Annotated in this window: 12 protein-coding genes and 1 pseudogene; 6 read left to right on the top strand and 7 right to left on the bottom strand. The window is 69.1% G+C overall.

The features are described from left to right. Positions 1–13: 13 nt before the first annotated feature. The 3 genes from ACYUED_RS45800 to ACYUED_RS45790 all read left to right on the top strand — a co-directional run bounded on the left by ACYUED_RS45800 (position 14) and on the right by ACYUED_RS45790 (position 4,601). The gene (locus ACYUED_RS45800) at positions 14–2,701 is read left to right on the top strand and encodes a WD40 repeat domain-containing protein (RefSeq protein ID WP_491290277.1); all 2,688 of its coding nucleotides are present in this window, start codon (positions 14–16) and stop codon (positions 2,699–2,701) included. A gap of 285 nt (positions 2,702–2,986) precedes the next feature. Further along, positions 2,987–3,451, top strand: a complete 465-nt coding sequence (locus ACYUED_RS45795) for a hypothetical protein (RefSeq protein ID WP_491290276.1) — start codon at positions 2,987–2,989, stop codon at positions 3,449–3,451. A 313-nt stretch (positions 3,452–3,764) separates the two neighbouring features. Continuing rightward, entirely contained in the window at positions 3,765–4,601 is an 837-nt protein-coding gene (locus ACYUED_RS45790) for a hypothetical protein (protein WP_491290275.1), read from the top strand. A 205-nt stretch (positions 4,602–4,806) separates the two neighbouring features. Here ACYUED_RS45790 and ACYUED_RS45785 read toward each other — a convergent pair whose 3' ends face one another. Further along, on the bottom strand, positions 4,807–5,565 hold the full coding sequence (locus tag ACYUED_RS45785) for a hypothetical protein (protein ID WP_491290274.1): 759 nt from the start codon (positions 5,563–5,565) through the stop codon (positions 4,807–4,809). A 279-nt stretch (positions 5,566–5,844) separates the two neighbouring features. Then, on the bottom strand, positions 5,845–6,024 hold the full coding sequence (locus ACYUED_RS45780; protein WP_491294749.1) for a 3'-5' exonuclease: 180 nt from the start codon (positions 6,022–6,024) through the stop codon (positions 5,845–5,847). Positions 6,025–6,336: 312 nt separating this feature from the next. Between ACYUED_RS45780 and ACYUED_RS45775 the strand changes: the two genes are divergently transcribed. Continuing rightward, positions 6,337–6,903 carry a helicase associated domain-containing protein gene (locus tag ACYUED_RS45775; protein WP_491290273.1) on the top strand — a complete coding sequence of 189 codons (567 nt, stop codon included), beginning with the start codon at positions 6,337–6,339 and terminating at the stop codon, positions 6,901–6,903. A gap of 959 nt (positions 6,904–7,862) precedes the next feature. Here ACYUED_RS45775 and ACYUED_RS45770 read toward each other — a convergent pair. Then, on the bottom strand, positions 7,863–8,564 hold the full coding sequence (locus ACYUED_RS45770) for an AlbA family DNA-binding domain-containing protein (protein ID WP_491290272.1): 702 nt from the start codon (positions 8,562–8,564) through the stop codon (positions 7,863–7,865). A 346-nt stretch (positions 8,565–8,910) separates the two neighbouring features. Between ACYUED_RS45770 and ACYUED_RS45765 the strand changes: the two genes are divergently transcribed. Then, entirely contained in the window at positions 8,911–9,204 is a 294-nt protein-coding gene (locus ACYUED_RS45765; RefSeq protein WP_491290271.1) for a hypothetical protein, read from the top strand. Between the two features lie 420 nt (positions 9,205–9,624). Here ACYUED_RS45765 and ACYUED_RS45760 read toward each other — a convergent pair whose 3' ends face one another. Both ACYUED_RS45760 and ACYUED_RS45755 read right to left on the bottom strand, forming a co-directional pair. Beyond that, on the bottom strand, positions 9,625–10,104 hold the full coding sequence (locus ACYUED_RS45760) for a hypothetical protein (protein WP_491290270.1): 480 nt from the start codon (positions 10,102–10,104) through the stop codon (positions 9,625–9,627). Between the two features lie 104 nt (positions 10,105–10,208). Then, a pseudogene (locus ACYUED_RS45755) lies at positions 10,209–10,643 on the bottom strand (ATP-binding protein); the annotation flags it as partial. Between the two features lie 71 nt (positions 10,644–10,714). Between ACYUED_RS45755 and ACYUED_RS45750 the strand changes: the two are divergent. Continuing rightward, complete coding sequence (locus tag ACYUED_RS45750; RefSeq protein WP_491290269.1) at positions 10,715–10,909, top strand: hypothetical protein; 195 nt, start codon at positions 10,715–10,717, stop codon at positions 10,907–10,909. Between the two features lie 70 nt (positions 10,910–10,979). Here ACYUED_RS45750 and ACYUED_RS45745 read toward each other — a convergent pair whose 3' ends face one another. Together ACYUED_RS45745 and tpg are read right to left on the bottom strand one after the other, a co-directional pair. Continuing rightward, positions 10,980–13,796, bottom strand: coding sequence for an NACHT domain-containing protein (locus ACYUED_RS45745; RefSeq protein WP_491290268.1), 2,817 nt, complete (start codon positions 13,794–13,796; stop codon positions 10,980–10,982). A 606-nt stretch (positions 13,797–14,402) separates the two neighbouring features. Beyond that, entirely contained in the window at positions 14,403–14,957 is a 555-nt protein-coding gene (tpg, locus tag ACYUED_RS45740; RefSeq protein WP_491290267.1) for a telomere-protecting terminal protein Tpg, read from the bottom strand. Positions 14,958–14,960 lie beyond the last annotated feature (3 nt).

Genomic DNA, 14,960 nt, shown 5'->3' with positions numbered 1-14,960 from the left:
CCTGTACGAGCAGATGACGGCCGAGCAGCGGCGGCTCACCCGCTCCGTGCTGCTGCGGATGGTGTCCCTCGGCGACGGAACCGACGACTCCAAACGGCCCGTGTCGCGCGAGGACCTCGGCCCGGACACCGGCGCCGTGCTGGACCTTCTCGCCCAGGCGCGGCTGGTCACCTTGGACAGGGACAGCGCCGAAATCACTCACGAGGCGCTGCTGCACGCCTGGCCCAGGTTGCGTGGGTGGATCGACGAGGACCGGGCAGGTCTGCTCATGCACCAGCAGATCACCGAGGCGGCCGCCGTCTGGCAGCGGCAGGGCCGCGACCCCGGTGCCTTGTACCGGGGCGGCGTGCTGGCCGCGGCGCGGCAATGGGCCGCCACCCGTGGCGAGGGTCCGGCCGCCGGCCCCCGGGTGGAGGAGTTCCTCGCCGCGTCCGTCCGGCACGCGGGCCGCGCGGCACGTCTACGCCGCGCCGGAATCGCCGCCGTGTGCGTGCTGGCCCTCGTCGCGTCCGTGGCCGCCGGAGTAGCGCTCAAGAAGAGCGCGACCGCCCAGGCCGAACGCAACAACGCCATCGCCGGGGAGGTGCAGACCAAGGCCAGCCAGTTACGGCAGACCGACCCCTCGCTCGCCGCCCAACTGGACATCGCCGCCTACCGCATCCGCCCGCGGCCCGAGCTGCAGACCGACCTGATCAGCGCCGCCGGCGCCCCGGTGTCCAGGCTCCTGACCGCCGGAAGCGGCACCGTGTTCGCGGTCGCGTTCAGCCCCGACCACCGCACCCTCGCCGCCGGGGGCGCGGACGGGCGGATCCGGCTGTGGAACGTCGCGGACCCGACCGACCCGGTACCGGTCGGCCGCCCCGTCGACAGCCACAGCAAGTGGGTCTACTGGCTCGCCTTCAGCCCCGACGGCCGCACCCTGGCGTCCGCGGGACGCGACCACACGGTGCGGCTGTGGAACGTCACCCACCCCGCACACCCTGCTGCCTGGGGAGCGCCGCTGACCGGTCACAGCAGCTACGTCTTCTCCGTGGGCTTCAGCCGGGACGGACACACCCTCGCCAGCGCGAGCGACGACGGCACGGTCCGGCTGTGGAACGTCGCCGACCCGGCGCACCCGCGGCGGCTCGGACGCCCCCTCAAGGGACACGACCACGGTGCCGTCGCCTCGGCCGCGTTCAGCCCCGACGGGCACACGCTCGCCAGCGCCGGTCACGATCACACCATTCGGCTGTGGAACGTCACCGACCCCGCCAAACCGCAACGTCTGGGGCGGCTCACCGGCTTCCAGGACACCGTGTACTCCGTCGCCTTCAGCCCCGACGGCCGTCTCCTGGCAGGCACGGGCAACGACCGCACCGTCCACCTGTGGAACGTCGCCGACCCGACCGCACCCGTCCCGCTCGGAAAACCCCTGGCCGCACACGACGACACGGTCTACGCGGTCGCCTTCAGCCCGGACGGACGGGTCATGGCCACCGCCGGAGCTGATCACACCGTCCGCCTGTGGAACGTCACGGACCCCTCCGCACCCGTCCCGCTCGGGCAACCCCTCACCGGTCATACCGAATACGTCTACTGGCTGGCGTTCAGCCCGGACGGGCACAGCCTCGCCTCGGCTGGCGCCGACCACACCGTCAGGCTCTGGAAGCTCCCGAACACCGTCGTCCCGGACCCGAGTTACGTCAACACCGTAGCGTTCAGCCCGGTGCGGCACATCATGGCCAGCGGCAGCACCGACAGTACCGTCCGATTGTGGGACGTCACCGACCCGTCACGGCCCACACCTCTCGGCCGCCCTCTGACCGGCCACCGCAACGCCGTACGGAAACTGGCGTTCAGCCCCAGCGGGGCAATCCTGGCCAGCGCCAGCCGGGACGGCACCATCCGGCTGTGGGACGTGCGCGATCCCGCGCGCGCCAAGCTTCTGGGCGGTCCGCTCACCGGCCACCGGGGCGAGATCAGCTCGGTCGCCTTCAGCCCGGACGGCCGGACGCTGGCGAGCGCCGGCCTGAGCGACCAGCAGGTCCGCTTGTGGGACGTCTCCCGTCCGGCGCACGCGACCGGCATCGGTGAGCCGCTCGCCGCGCACAAAGGAGCGGTCACTGCCCTGGCCTTCCGTCCGCAGGGGCACGTGCTGGCCACGGCCTCCGCGGACGACACCACCCGCTTGTGGGACGTGACCCACCCTTACCGGCCTGTCCCGCTGGGCCAACCCCTCGCCGCCCGAAGCGGCGGTGCGTACGGCGTGGCGTTCAGCCCCGACGGCCGGACCCTGGCCACCGCCAACGTCGACCACACGGTACGGCTGTGGAACGTCACCGCCCCCGCGCGGCCGCTGGCACTGGCCGAGCCCCTGCTCGGTCACACAAGCTTCGTGTACGGGGTCGCCTTCAGCCCGGACGGCCGCACTCTGGCCAGCAGCAGCGACGACCACACCGTCGTCCTGTGGAACGTCATCGACCCGGAGCACCCGTCCCAGCTGGGCACCGCTCTCGTCGGCCACACCGGGCCGATCGACGACGTGGCGTTCAGCCCTGACGGCCACACTCTGGCGAGTGCGAGCGACGACCACACCGTGCGGCTGTGGAACCTCGACGTCAGCCAGGCGATCCGCCACCTGTGCGCCTCGACCGGCGCTGTCAGCGCACGGCAGTGGCACCGGTACATGCCCGAACCGTCGCTGGACCAGCCCTGCTGATGTGCCCTGCAGTGGCAGCGCACCGGGCCCGCTCTCCTGACCTGCGTGTCTGAGCCGTCGTTGTCCGGCCGCTGTTGTCCGGTGCCCGCTCACCGGCACCGGACAACGATGACGTACTAGACCGGTTGCAGGTGCCGGCCGGCCTGCACGGCGGCAGCACCTGGCGGCCCCACGCCCTCCATGTCTCCTGATTGCGGCTGACGGAATCCGTCTTCCGCCTGGCCGGGGGGCTTGGGGGCCGCACCGCACCTGTTGTGGTCACACAGACACCGGGAGAGAACGAACATGACGATCATCAAGCCGACGCCGGCCCGTGCCGGAGTGCTCTTGGCCACGGCTGCGCTGGCGCTGGGCGCCCTGGCCGGACACGCGGAGGCCCGCAGCGCGAACATCTCCAGTTGGAACAGCAGGTCCGACTGCGACGTCAGGAGCCGTTACGACCTCTGCCTGTACTACTCCCCCAACGCCAAGAACGCCGCGTACCGGACGACGTTGTACAAGGTCGGCGACCTGGGAACGAAGAGGTTCGGCGGCAGCGGGGCCGGCTACGGCCAGAAGGTCCGCAACAACGCCGCTTCCGCTCAGAACGGCACGGTGTGCAACGTGGGCATCTGGTACTCGACGAACTACCGCGGGGACTCCAACTGGCTGTCACCCCACAAGGGCGGGAACCTCACGAGCTGGATGCGGAACAACGAGGCGTCCATCGCCATCTCGGACCACACCCGCTGCCCCGGTCTCGGTCACTGAGCCGAGCAGACCCGTGAGTACGCGGTGCCTCGCCGGTGGGCGGGGCACAGCGTGCCCGATTGCCGAGAAAGCGATGGCCATGGCGTACGTCTCCGCACCCGCCTCCGCACGACCAGCACAGCGTGTACGACGCACACCGCGTCGACGGCTACCACGACGCGTCGCACTCGCCGGCGGCGCGCTGGTGCTAGCGGCCCTGAGCGCCTGCTCGTTCCGATCGGCCCAGCCGTCCCATCAGGCTGCACCACCCGCGGTGGGCGCGATTCCGCGGATCGTCGGGGTGGAGCACCTTCATCTGCCCGTGGAACGCTACATGTTGAGCCCGCGGCAGGCCCTGGAATACGACGAGATGGACGACGCGGCCGTACGGGCGTGCGTGCGGAGGTTGTCCGTGCCGTACCCTGCGGCTGCTCGCCTGCCGGCAGGTTCGGCGGCGGAGCGAGAGGCGCTGGACGCGTACACCGTGCTGTACCGGCGGTACGGGCTCACCGACGCCGCGGAAGCCCGGACCTGGGGTTACCACACCCCCGCCCCCGAGCCCTCCGGGGCCACCGCCGCGAAGGCGGCGAAGGCGGCGAAGGCGGCGAAGGCGGCGAAGGCGGCGAAGGCGGCGAAGCCTCCGTCCCTCTCAGCGGCGGCCCAAAGTGTCCTCACGGGGGTGGACAGCTCGGGCACGCCCCTGACCTCGTACCGTGGCCGGCCGGTCCCCAGGGGCGGATGCCTGGGCGAGGCCGAGCGGCTGCTCGGCGCCGGGGCTTCGCAGGGGCCAGGCACCGATACGGACGGAATGGTCACCAGCATCAAGGCCGACGGCTTCGAACGGTCCATGTCCGACGCCCGGGTCACGAAGGTCTTCTCGGTATGGTCGGCGTGCATGAACACCCGGGGCTTCAGAATGACCACCCCCATGGACGAGGTGCCCTCGTCGAACGGCGCGACCCCGTCCCGCAGCGAGATCGCCCAGGCGCGGGCGGACGTCGCCTGCAAGGCGCGTACCAACCTCGTAGGAGTCTGGTTCGCGGTCGAGTCGGCCTACGAACAGGCCGCGATCGCAGAGCACCGCGCGGAGCTGGACCGGGTGGCGAAAGCCCGCGACGCCACAGTCCGTGCGATCGACCGGCTGTCGCACGGCAACGAGAGCCAGTCATGAGGCCGTCACTGCGGCACGAGCAGAAGACCCCGCCGACGTCTCCCCTGCAAAGGGTGCGGGTCGGCCAGGCGAGCGACGCAGGCCGTGGCGTTCACTGAGGTCGCCTCGGCGCCCGTCTTCTCGCCCGGAGGGCGCCGTGCGTAAGGGGGATCGGCTGGCGTGCGGCAGTCCCACCGGCCGGAAGGGACCACCGGCCCCCGGGCGGTCAGGACGCCGGCTTTGTGGCGCCGGCCGAGGGAGGAGTAGAGGCGCTGGCCTTCCTCACTGGCGATGAGAGGACCGGTACGGGCCCCGCTCTGCTCGTCCTGACGACCCTCGAAGTCAACCGGTGACGAAGCGGTGCTTTTCCACTGGCCGTGCTGCCTGTCTGTTCAGTCTGTCTGGACGCCGAGGGGCTGCAGTCGAGGATTTTGGCGCGGACCGCGACGTCGTGCTGGGCGGCCAGTTGCTCTTGCTCGTACGTGATTTGCTGCCGTGTGTGGCGGGGTGAGCAGCGCCGCCTTGCCGATGAGCTCCACTGGTCGCAGTCGAAGAAGCCGACCAGGAAGATCCCTGCGGTGCGGGGTCGGCGCAGGTAGCGGGCTACCAGCTGATCGGAGAGTGCCGTAGGCAGTTCCTGATTCCAGCAGCCCTTGGATTCGATGATCACGGTGAAGGGTTCGGTGTGGTGGGAGGGGTCTGCTGCCTGGATGTGGATGTCGGTGCGCCCTCCTCCGGTGCCGGGGCGGTCGACTTGGACTTCGCGGTTGAGGATGACGCGCTGCCCGCCGAGTCGAATCTTCAGCAAGCCCATGACGAGATCGCTGAAGTCCTCCTCCCACATCGGCCACATCGCGGCATCGCCCGCCGCGGCAGCGCGGTTCCACAGCAGGATGGCCATTCCGTTGGGGCCCGACAGCGCCTGCTGGACCTGGTCCAGGGCCTCCATGACGACGTCGAGGAGGTGCACTTCGTCGGCGACCACGCGCAGGCTGTGGTCGGCTGCGAGTTTACTCAGCTCGTGCACGGTCAGCGGGCGGCTGTGACGTTGGGCTGTTTGGCGGGCGGCGCGGCGGGCCAGGCGTCTTAAGACCGACGACGTTGGAGGGCCTCCGCAACCGAATTGTCCGCTCGGGGCCTGCATCCTTCCCACCGCGTGGCGGCACAGCTGCGACAACGAAAAGCATGCTTGGCAGCGAAAGCACGTGCACCAGCGCCCGACGGCCGCGGCAAGGCCGTCGGGCGCTGCCTGCAAAGGAGACCATCACGGTGCGTCGCCGTAGACGGCGGTGGTCAATCGCTTGGCGCGGGTGAGGGCCACGTAGAGCTTGCGGTGGTCTTCGCCGTCGGAGCTGAGGCCTTGTCGCAGGGTTTCGCGCTCCGGGCCGGTGAGGCACACGCCGACGGCGTCCCACTCCCGACCCTTGGCCTGATGGGCGGTCAGGCCGGGGATGAGGCATGCAGCGGCGTGGAGACGGGCTCTCAGCTTCTCCAGGCGTGCCGTGTGGGTGTGGTTGCGTCGTCTGGGTAGCGGACGGTCGGTTTCGCTGGCGACAACTGTGTTGCTCGATCAACCTGGGCACAGCCACATACACAGAGGTCAGACAGACCCCACCCGCCCGGCCCCACACTCCACGCATGCCCCAAACGCCACGAACATCGCCCAGAAGAGTTGAGAAACCCCAGCTCACAGCCACAGCAACAACGCATAAAAACTGGGCGACGACAGCGCGCCCGGCGGCTGGAGAAGCTCGGCATGGTCTGGAGCGTCGCTGACGAGCGCTTCCAGGAGAACCTGGAGGCCGCGAAGGCGTACTACGAGGATCACTGGACCCTTTGTGCTCCAAGGTCGGCAACAGCCCTGGACAGGCCGGTGGGGCAGTGGTCGAGCAATTTGCGCCGCGCGGGTGCGCTGGACGGCCACCAGGAGTGGAAGGCCGCGCTGGAGGCCGTAGACCCGCACTGGAACCCGGATTGGCCGGTGGACTGGCAGCGGCACTACGCCGCGCTGCGGGAGCTGGTGCGCGATGAGGGCCAGGCCGACGTCCTGCCCGGTGGGACCGTGCACGGGATGGACGTCGGGCGGTTTCTCGCGAAGAACCGCCAACACGCCGTCTGGCAGGGCCTCATGGACGGGCAGCGTGAGCTCCTGGAGGCCATCGGCGTCGTGCCCCTGCCGCCGGAGCAGGAAGCGCCCGCCAAGGCCCCCAAGGCGGCCTTTGGGGCCTTCGAGCGGGGCGTAGCGGCCCCTGGGAGCGAGAGGGCTCTGTGGGGCCTGTCAGCCGTTCTCACATCGAGGTTTTGCCTGATGGGACCGAGGTGAAGCTGGGGGTGTTTCTCTCGAACACGAAGTCGAGGCGCGGGAAGCTCACCGCCGACAAGCTCCAGGCGCTGGCCGACCTCGGGCTGGAGTGGGCGGCGTAGCGGCGCTGAATCGGTGTTGTCCTCATGGATACCGGTCATCTGCGATCGCAGGTGCGATCGCACTGAGAGGGTGTGAAACCCCACCCTCATGCATCTATGGGTGCGTTAGGGTGGGGTCGCAGACTTAGTTGCAGGCTTTGTTTTCAATCAAGTCTGCAACTAGAAAACGGGGCCCCCGCCGCAGCAACGGCAGAGGCCCCGCATATTCAGACGCCGTTCCCAGCTCAGCGAGATTGAGCTGGGGGCGGCGTCAGCTGTGAGGCCAGGCCCATGTGTGGACCATCTGCCCCAGCCAGAACGCAGTGGCCGACACCGGCGCCATCCAGAGTCGGATGCGTCTCCGCATCCTCTTCCAGCTCACCGGCCTTGGCCTTGCGTGCTTCCCCATTGAATCCCCCTCGGGACGGTGGGACCGACACCTTGCTGTCGGACCCCCGGCCGGAAGACCCGCCAGGGCGATCCCTACCGAAGGATCTTCTTGAGGAAGCAGCCTTCAACTTACACGGCGTCAGTGCCCCCCACGGGCCGTTTGAAAATGCTGCGTTGGGGCTGCCATCAGCACAGCGTTACCCGGCCGGGCGGCCGGTTCCGTGCTGTCTTCCCGCCTGAACAGCGGGGAGTTTCCATAAAACACTCATGTGACCACATTCGGCGAAACCGGGCGGCCGGGCGGCCGGATAGCGCATCGTGACGTCATTTTTCTGAATGTGGCGTACCTCACTGGAGGAACCGCGCTGGGGGCGGGGGCAAAACAGCGACGGTCAGCCCATCGCATGGGTGGGCAGCGCCCCCGACGACTGGTGAGTGCGAGGCCGGCCCCACCGGGTGGGATGTGTGCCGTCGCCGGTGCGGCGGCTCTCAGAACGTGGTGGCGGTCGGACCCTGCCGGAATCCGGCGGCGATCTCATGGTGGCGTGCGGGCACCGTGTTCGGGCCGACGCGGACGTAAAACTCCGGACGCTGTGAGTCACGGTCGCGATAGGCGTACATCTGGCCCCCGCCGGAGACCTCGATCGCGAGGACCTTCTTGCCGTCGTGGTCGATCACGCGTGACTCGTACGGCGGCGCTGGTTCCACGCTGTCCCGGATCATGCCGACGACCTGGAGTTCCTGCTTGTCGACGGTCGGCTTCTCGGGCAGGCCCACGATCTGCAGATCGTGGTCAAGCTGGAGCGTGTTGGCGTCTCGGTTGATGGTCCACTCGGTGCGCGGCCACGGCGTGGTCACCCGGTCCCATTCGTGCTGGCCGCGTAGCCGAGAGGTGGAGGCGCTGGAGGGCGGCGGGCCGGGGGCGACGACGTGGAGACCGTGGATGCCCTGTTCGTCGCCCTGCAGCAGCGCGGCGACCGTCGGGCCGGGCAGGCGCAGTTCCAGGAAGCTCGCCGTGCTGCAGCGCCAGGCCCGCTCCGTCACCGGGGTGTCGTCGTCCAAGGTGACCTGGCCATGGTGCAGTTGCCACTGCTGTTTGTCCGCGACCAGGGCCAGCCGGACGTTCACGGCGGCGCGCTCGCTGAGCATCGCCACCAGTACGGCCGTGTCCGTCTGCCCGTTGTTCGCCATGTCCGGCTTCCCGCTCCCCGCAGCGTGTGGAGCCGAACCAGGCGCCCCGTCACGGCCCGTGCTCCCGAGCAGGCTACGCGGGGGTACGCGAGCGGGAGGCCAAGTGCTGCTGCTTCAGCTCAGGCTGTAGCCGGGCAGCTCGAGGCTGGCGGCCGCGGCACTTGCGGCGTTGCCCACCCGCTGGGTTCGCTTCCTCCCGTCCGATTCGAACGATCCGACTCGAATTCGAGTCACGCGGACCCGGCTTTTGCGGGGACGCCCGTGCGAGGACGTTCCCCTCAGCAAGATGGTCTTGTTGGGCAGTGGCGGCTTGAGAGGGGATCGAATGCCTACAGGAGTGGCTGTCGTGTGCGACACCGACGACTGCTTCGCTGTCTACCTGGCGGTGGAGACCGGCGACGACGAAGACGCACGCTTTGCCTCCGAGGTCTCGCAGCTGGCGCGTGACGCCGCGCAAGGCGAGGGGTGGGTGGTCAGCTTCGGCTTCCAGCAGCCGGTGATGACCTGCCCAGGCTGCGCGGACGGCCGGGGGCCGGTGCGTGAACGCGGGGACTGCCGGCGGTGCATGGGCCGCGTCGACTCCGGGTCCAGGTGTGTGTACTGCCTGCGCCAGGTGGAGCCTTCACAGCCCGAGGCGTGACGCCGGTGTGTCGCGCTGTCGTTGAACAGCACGACTCCATACACCGGGCCCCGAGGATGCCTTCACTCCCCGGTGCCCGTGGTGTGTCCGGACGCGAGTCAGATCTCCCCGGCCGCCGTGGCGGTGAGCCAGTCGGCGGCTTCGGCGTCGGTCATGAGCAGGGCCTGCGTCGGGTGGGCGTCGCCGTCCTGGACGACGTGGACGCGGCCTGGGAGCGGACTGTTCTGGGGGGCGGGGGCGACTGCCGGGGCGAGCCGCCGCTGGCCTTGTCGATGTCGGCTGACAGCGCATGTCGGTGAGTCTCGACACCACTTCGCCATCAGTGGGGTTAGAAATGTTGGTGAGTTTTGGCAGCACCTGGCAGCGGCCAACAGGGAATCCGCACATCAACAAGCACCCCGGCATGCTGGGGTCGTTGCCTTACCCGCCGATCCCAAAGGGCAGCCCCTTGTGATCCTTGCTCAGCGAACGTCGTATGACGTTGACCAGCTTCACCTGCGCTTGGGCGGATGCCTGTCTGGCCTGTTCGAACTCCTCCGGACTCAGCGGGTCACGCAGTGGGGTGCGTTCGCCTCGCTCCACCTGGTCCAGGAAGGAGTTGATAGCACGGCTGAAATTGTCGACTTCCGTCGCAACTTCTGTGGGAGCGACCAGGCTTACGCGTATCAAGGCCGCGCTCCACTCGCCCCAGTCGTAGTCCCACCCGCGTCGGTCACCATGCGCCCGCCTGAGTTCCATCGTGAACTTGGCGTAGTGACTAAACAGCTCCTGGTAGGCGGCAAGTTGCTGATCACGGGTCCACTGACGATCTTGAGCGCGGCGCGTGACGATACCGCCGACCAGCACACCTGCTGTGGCGGAAAGCGCACCAGCAGCTGTTGTCACCAGCGTGTCCAGCATCAAACCCCCTGAGGCCCGCAGTCCCAACCTTCGGTGAGACGAACATACTGATCATCATTCCTCGGCGACAATGATCAGCCTTCGGGCGGTTCAGGCCGCTGTGGTCAGCCGTTGTGCGCCTGCTCAGCCCTGGCCCGGGTCTGGGCGAGGCGGAAGGAGTCGGTGCCGGTCTCGATGATGTTCCCGCCGAAGGTGAGCCGGTCGACAATGGCTGCGCAGAGCCGGGGGTCGGTAAACGTTTTTGTCCACCCTCCAAAACTTTCGTTGGAGGCGATGGCGACGCTGTTCTTTTCCTCCCGTTCGGTGAGAACTTGGAATAGTAACTCGGCGCCGCGTTTGTCGAGTTCCATGTATCCGAGTTCGTCGATCGCGAGGAGATCGACGCGTCCGTAGCGGGCGATCGTCTTGGTCAGGACCTTCTCGTCGGCGGCCTCGACCAGCTCGTTGACCAGCTTGGTGGCCAGGACGTACTTCACTCGGTAGCCGGCCATCGCGGCCTCGGTTCCGAGCGCGATCAGCAGGTGGGACTTCCCGGTGCCCTCGTACAGAACGGCCTCGAGGGCGGCGATGGCCGGGGCCTTGATCGGGCTGAAGAAGGCCTGCAGGTCCGGTGGTCTTGGAGGGCCTGGCGCAGGGCGAGGTCGATGCGGTCGGCGAGGCGCTGGCCCATGGTGATGACGCCGAGGTTGAGGTGGGGTACGTCGGTGGCGTGGGCCAGGGCGAGGTCGACGACCTGGCTGACTCCCTCATCAGAGGAGCCGTGGTGGCCGGGGCGGGCGTTGGCGTCGACGCTCTCCAGGCGTAGGGGCCGGTCTGGGTGGCGCCGGGGAAGGTGACGAGAGCATCGTTGTAGATGTGGTGGTTGGCGAAGGCGATCAAGCGTTCGTGGGCGGTGCAGCGCTCCTGTCCTCGTCCTCATGGTCCGCCACGGCCGATGCGAAGCGCTCCTGCAGGTGGGCGTGCCGGAACTGGTAGACGGCGCCGACCTGACGCAGCACGCCGCGTTCGTGTGCCTCAGTGAGGAAGGCCATCAGACGCCAGGGAAGGCGGTCTGTCGGGCAGAGCCAGAGGCGGGTAGTGAAGAGGCGACCCCAGGCGGAAAGGGTGAGGGCGAGCAGGCCGGTTGGCAGCAACACGATCACCATGGTGAGATTCGAACCGGCCAACGGGCCGACGAAGAGCGCGCAGAAGAAGCTGGCAACCGTGGTCAGAAAAGCACGGACGAGCCCCGTGTCGCGGTCCGTGCGCAGACTGGTCAGCGGGCTAGGGGTACGGGCGATGTCGGCCGGCACGCCGAGCCACCGATGCAGGCCTGCGGCAAACCCGGCCACCACGCCGAGCCCAAGGCCGCCGAGGATCCCGAACGACAGTGCAGAGCCGAGCAGGTCACCCGCGTCCTGTCGGGTCATCCAGGCCAGCTCGCTGCCTCGGAACCACTGTTCCGAGGACATCCACATGGCGAAGCGGCCGTCGGGCAACCGTACGACCAGGGAAGAGGCCGGGTAGTCCACCGAAACCTCCAGGGCCGCCCGGAGGCGATGGCACTGCCCCCAGTCGGCACAGGGACCACTTGCTCCCTCGCCTTCCGCCACGACGAAGTCCGCGCCGCCGCCGGGGTCCTCGATCACGCCGCCGTTGAAGGGGGCCGCCCGCTTGATGTACCTGGTTCCGTCGGCACGCACGCCGTACCGGGTGCCATCGTCGGCCACCACATAGCGGCCGCCACCGGGCGATCGGTGGACGGCGGCCTTGAACGGGAAGTCGGCGCGCGCGACGGCCCGCCCTGCGGCCGGGATGCCCTCGGCCACCGCGAAGCCCAGGCCGAGTACGGCTCCCGCGAGCACTCCCGCGCTGAGACCTTGGACAAGGGCTCCGCCGAATCTGCGCAAGGAGCGAGCCCTCCCGCGCCTGCCGCGCCAGCGATGGGGCCGGTCGTGAGCGGCGCCCTCGCCCCGCACGACGTACGCCCCGACGGCCGCGCCGAGCGCGACGCAGGCGAGCAGCGCGGTCCCTTCGGAGGTGTCCCAGACGTAGAAGTAGCCGAGGCAGAACGCGAAACCAGCGACCACCAGGGCGCCCACTGCCTTCCATGCCCAGCGTCCGTAGCGCCTGCCGCCCAGGAATGGAAAGGACATCGTGGCGGGTATGGGTGTGGCGGTGACACCGATGGCCGTCAGGGCCGTGGCCACCGAAACGCCGTAGAGGGCGCCCACGACCAGCCAGCCAAGGACTTCGTTCAGGCCGAGGAACGGAGCACGCTCGTACAGGCCTTGGGTCAGCGGCCGGAAGGCTCCGGCGATCACGCCGAGCGGAGCAACGCAGGCCAGCGCCAACAGCAGTGTGTGTCGCGGCCCGAAGCCGTCCCGGGACAGTGCCGCATGCCCGGCACACAGGCCGGCGACAACGGCGGCCCCCGCCACCGGCGGCCCCGCGCTCTCCCCCACCCACCACACGATCAGACAAGCCACTTCGGCGACGAGTCCGAGCATCAGCAGCGGCGCTACCGGGCGCAGCAGCCTCGGCAGGGCGGTGTGCAGCTCCCACCAGGCGATGTCCCGCGTACCGCGCCGCTGAAGATGGCGAGCTAGGAACCGCAACCAGTGCACAGCCTCGTCAGCGTCCCAGCGGGCCGATGTGCGAAATGACGCGGGCACGAACGCGTCAAGCAAGTGCCGTTCCAGGGCGGCCGGTGTGGCGAGGTCGGGCCGGTGCAGCAGTTGTGCGGGGTCGGCGCCGGTGTCGCCGTACACGCTCCGGGCCATGGCCACCATCAGGGGCAAGCCCAACACCTCCCGCAAGCAGCGGGACGCCGGTGCGTCGGGATCGCGGCGGACCTGCTCGAGCACCGGGTCCCAGGCCGTGGTGCGTTCGCCGCTCAGACCGCGTGCCGGGCGGGCCGTGCGGACCAGGAACCCGGCCGTCTCCTCGAAGCCGAGCGGCTGGAGTTCGACCACCGCGGCCGACGTGAGCACGTCGCCGGCCTCCACGGCCTCGGCGTACACGTCGCCACGACAGGTCAGCAGGAGGGGAAAACCCGCATCCAGCTCGGTGTTGAAACGCCAGACGGCTTTGGCCCGCAGCGGCACGGGTATCTCGTCGAGTCCGTCGACCACGGGAAGGATCCGGCCGGCCGCGACAAGGTCTCTGGCCAGGGCCGCACTCCCTGATGTGCCCTCAGCAAACACACGCGGGTACGCAGTGATGAGGCTGTCCGCCAACCACTCGTAGAGGTCCTGCCGATCGGGCTGCCAGGTGGACGCCTGCAGGACGACGGGAACGGGGTCGCCGGACTCGCGGATCTCGAGCAGGTCGAGAGTGAAGCGGACGGCGAGAACGCTCTTGCCGCTGCCCGGCGCGCCGAGGATGACCAGGCGGCGGGACGGTACAGAGCGGAAGAGCTGGGCTATCTGGGGGAGTTGACCGCTCAGGTCGGGACGCCCAGGGCCCCGGGGCCAGCCGATGGCGTCGTCGACATCAGACAGCCACGCGGGGGCGGGACCCCAGCACACGGGGAGGGGTTCAGGATCCTGCAGCCGCCGCAGTCGCCACTCGGCCTGCCATTGTTCGCGTATGGCCGCGGCAAGCGCATCGGCCGAGCGGCCGATCTGCTCGTCGGGCGAAGGCGCCGGCACGATCCGTGCGGTGCTGTACAGGAGGCCCACGAGGGACACGAAGAAACCCAGGATCGACAACAGCGGCTCCGCTGATCCAAGGCTCCCGCCGCGTACGGTCACCGCAGCGATGGCACCCGTGGCGATAACCGCCCCCACCCACAGCCCGCGCCGCCAGTACTTCATTCCTCGAGCCCCCGCACTCGCCTCCCCGGCCCCTCAAGTCCCGCCGGCACACACCATCCTCCCAGGATGACGATCCCTTCCAAACCGGCCAGCCGCCCCTCAACTACCAGCACACAATGGGCGCTTACCCCGCCACAAGCCCAACAGCACCCAGCGGCGGCGAGCCTGCGGCCATACCGACTGTGGCCGCCCCCTGTCGTGGCCTGGGCACCAGCCCTGCGCGCCGCGCATCGCGCGCAGGACCAGGCGCCGTCCCAGGCCCTTACGCTGCCAGCGGTCCGCGATGGAGATCTTCGCGATGTGGCCGCGGCGGCACCCTGAGCAGGTGTGCCAGGACAGCACCGCCGCATCCCAGCCCGTCCGGTCGCATACCCGCAGCACCTCGAAGTCCCCCACACGGGCTGCCGGGTAGTACAGCCACAGCTGCTGCCGCGACGGGTGCCGGAGCAGTATCCACTTCCATTGCCGGTCGGTTAATCCCTCGGGCGTTCGTCGTAGCTCCTAGAACGAGACGTCGAAGTAGTCAATGCTATTGAGGCTTACTTCGAGGTTGTTGGCACGGCTTCCGCCGTCCTTGAAATACACCTCCTGCAATCCTTCAGCGACGATGTCACGCATCTGCTGGTCGCTGGCACCCTGCTTGCGGGCGTCGAACAGGCGGCGCGCGTACTCCGGAGGGAGGTGGACGGTCAGCCGGCGGAAGCGGCCGTCGTCGGTGGTCCCGATCGGCGCGGTGTAGCCGAACTGGGCGCGGGTCTCCACCGTGATGCCGGTGGCCGTGGCTGCCTGCTTCTGGCGCCGCTTGCGGACCAGGGGTTGCCACCGGGACCGCACCGCCGCATCGATCTTGTCGGCGATTGCCTTGGGCGGGTGCTTGCGTTCGCCCTTGCGGTAGCGCTCCACCGACCGCTGGCTCACTCCGAGCTCCTGAGCGACGGCGCGGGTCGACTTGAGCTGCTTGATCAGGTAGCCGATCTGGCCCTTGAGGGTCTTGGGCGGCTCATGGGTGAACGCCTCACGGTCGGCGCGCTCGATCGCGTCCTCGATCTCCCCCACGGC

It is taken from the genome of Streptomyces sp. DF42 (genome assembly GCF_058267695.1).
The sequence above is the reverse complement of the archived record's forward strand: the minus strand, read 5'-3'. Positions and strand labels throughout refer to the sequence as shown.

Excerpts from the sequence above, each read along its gene's own strand:
- ACYUED_RS45800 (WP_491290277.1), top strand. The coding sequence starts at position 14 with ATGACGGCCGAGCAGCGGCGGCTCACCCGCTCCGTGCTGCTGCGGATG.
- ACYUED_RS45795 (WP_491290276.1), top strand. The coding sequence starts at position 2,987 with ATGACGATCATCAAGCCGACGCCGGCCCGTGCCGGAGTGCTCTTGGCC.
- ACYUED_RS45790 (WP_491290275.1), top strand. The coding sequence starts at position 3,765 with ATGTTGAGCCCGCGGCAGGCCCTGGAATACGACGAGATGGACGACGCG.
- ACYUED_RS45775 (WP_491290273.1), top strand. The coding sequence starts at position 6,337 with ATGGTCTGGAGCGTCGCTGACGAGCGCTTCCAGGAGAACCTGGAGGCC.
- ACYUED_RS45770 (WP_491290272.1), bottom strand. The coding sequence starts at position 8,564 with ATGGCGAACAACGGGCAGACGGACACGGCCGTACTGGTGGCGATGCTC.
- ACYUED_RS45760 (WP_491290270.1), bottom strand. The coding sequence starts at position 10,104 with ATGCTGGACACGCTGGTGACAACAGCTGCTGGTGCGCTTTCCGCCACA.